Annotated in this window: 2 protein-coding genes; one reads left to right on the forward strand and one right to left on the reverse strand. The window is 59.8% G+C overall.

Annotated elements, in window-relative coordinates; translation table 11 throughout:
* Positions 1-43: 43 nt before the first annotated feature.
* A complete protein-coding gene (locus KGB03_RS03140; RefSeq protein ID WP_223526321.1) occupies positions 44-1,225 on the forward strand; it encodes an aminotransferase class V-fold PLP-dependent enzyme in 1,182 nt (393 codons plus the stop codon).
* Positions 1,226-1,227: 2 nt separating this feature from the next.
* Here KGB03_RS03140 and KGB03_RS03145 read toward each other — a convergent pair whose 3' ends face one another.
* On the reverse strand, positions 1,228-1,953 hold the full coding sequence (locus KGB03_RS03145; RefSeq protein WP_218538811.1) for an intradiol ring-cleavage dioxygenase: 726 nt from the start codon (positions 1,951-1,953) through the stop codon (positions 1,228-1,230).
* Positions 1,954-2,113: the final 160 nt, after the last annotated feature.

The following is a 2,113-nucleotide window of genomic DNA, read 5'->3' on the forward strand; positions in this document are numbered from 1 at the left end:
CCATTGACCCGCCCCCCATTCCTGGCCCCTGATTGAGTAGCCCATGCCCGATAACACTCGCCGTGCCCGTGATGAAGCCTTCTGGCGAACCTTTGCCGACCGATACGCGGTTGAACCCGGCTCGGTCAACCTCGAAAACGGGTACTTCGGGCGCATGTCGCGCACAGTGGTCGAGGAGTATCAGCGCAACATCGAACTGATCAATCGCAGCAACTCGGTGCATGTGCGCCAACGCTTCGAACAGGGCGAAAGCCTTGAAATCCGCGCACAGCTCGCCGATCTGGTGGGCGTACCTGCCGACACTGTCGCCCTCACCCGCAATGCTTCGGACGGCCTGCAATCGCTGATCCGCAACTACAACCGTCTGACGCCGGGCGATCAGGTGCTGATAAGTGATCTGGAATACGACACGGTCAAAGGGGCCATGCGCTGGCTGGCACGTCATCGCGGCGTCGAGGTGATCGAGATCGAACACTCGCACCCCGCCAGTTTCGACAGTTTGCTGGCCACTTACGGCGAAGCTTTCGTGCGTTATCCGCGACTCAAATTGATGGCCATGACCCACGTCACCCATCGCTCCGGGTTGGTGATGCCGGTGCAGGCCATTGCTGCAGCGGCCAGGGAACATGGCATCGACGTGATCCTCGACGGCGCGCATGCGCTCGGCCAGTTCGAGTTCAATCTCGATGAACTGGGCATCGCCTTTGCTGGCTACACCCTGCACAAATGGATCGGTGCGCCGCTGACCCTGGGCTTCATTTACATCGCCCCCGAGCGCTTGGCCGACATCGATCCGGACATGGGCGAGATGCATTTCCCGGCCACCGACATTCGCGCCCGCACGCCGTACAGCACGCCCAACATCCCGGCGCTGCTGACCCTGCCGCTGGTGTTCGAGGAACATCGGGCCATGGGCGGTTCCGCCGCCAAGGGCGCTCGGCTCAATTACCTGCGCAACCGCTGGGTGAGCGCGGTACGCGAGTTGCCGGGGATCGAAGTCATGACCCCGGACGACCCGCGACTGTATTGCGGCATCACGTCGATGCGCTTTACCCGGCATGCTGATCAACAGGCGATGGTCGAGCGGCTGCTCAAGGACTACAACCTGTTTACCGTGGCCCGCAGTGGTGCCGCGAGTGGTCCGTGCATTCGCATAACCCCGGGGCTCACTAACACCGCTGCAGACATGGATTTGCTGACCCGGGCGCTCACCGAACTGCGCTGACGTCACACGGTGTGTTTGTCGAAGTCCTCGGGCTTGATCTGCGTCGATACCGCAAAGGTGTCGATGCCGATGGTCGTGTGCCCGAAGTAGCCATCTTTATTCGAGTCTCGACTCAGGGTGTGAACGTTCAAGGTCGATGCTTCGCCGCCCATGTTTTCATAGAAAAAATCTTGATCGTTGGTCAGCGGCGAAACGGCTCGACCGCGGTATTCCCTGGCGCTGAGTACCGAGCGCGAGGCCGCCTCGGGAAAGTAGAGCTGACCGACCCAGGCAACATGCCGCTCTTCCAGGTAGTTGTTGCCTTCCATAATGCGTACCACGACGTGAATGTGCAGGGCACGGCCGGCGTAGAACCCCGGATAGATCGTGGTAAACCGCACGATGCCGTTCTTGTCGGTGAATTGCCCGCCTCGCAGGTAAGTGTCGTCGTCGGTTCGCGGGATCGAACCTATGTCGTCGACGTCGATTTCCGTGTCTGGATTGACCTTGCTCCAGCCCGAATACGCCCCGCGTGCGTTGCAGTGCCAGATATCCACCAGCGCGTCAGTCACTGGTTGACCGGTCATGGCATCGACGATCGTCAGCCTCAGCACCAAGGGAATGCCATCCATCCCTTCGCTGATGTTTCGTCTGATCAATTTCGGATTTCGGAAATAAGGCCCGGCGATCTGTTCGGGTGAAAGCAGGTAAACCGCTGGTGCGGGTGAAACCGGAGTGTTGTCGTCCATGACGTTCTCTCTTCCATAAGATGAACGCAGGTTAACGCTGGCCGAGCAGCGAGATGCGGTAACTATGTATCGCATGATGTCCATGTGGGAGCGGCGGTGCGGCGATCCGACTTGCTCGCGAAGAGGCCGCTACATTCAATGCAGATGTCGAATGTCAGAC

It is taken from the genome of Pseudomonas sp. BF-B-26 (assembly GCF_019956495.1).
Lineage (GTDB): Bacteria > Pseudomonadota > Gammaproteobacteria > Pseudomonadales > Pseudomonadaceae > Aquipseudomonas.

Excerpts from the sequence above, each read along its gene's own strand:
- KGB03_RS03140 (WP_223526321.1), top strand. The coding sequence starts at position 44 with ATGCCCGATAACACTCGCCGTGCCCGTGATGAAGCCTTCTGGCGAACC.
- KGB03_RS03145 (WP_218538811.1), bottom strand. The coding sequence starts at position 1,953 with ATGGACGACAACACTCCGGTTTCACCCGCACCAGCGGTTTACCTGCTT.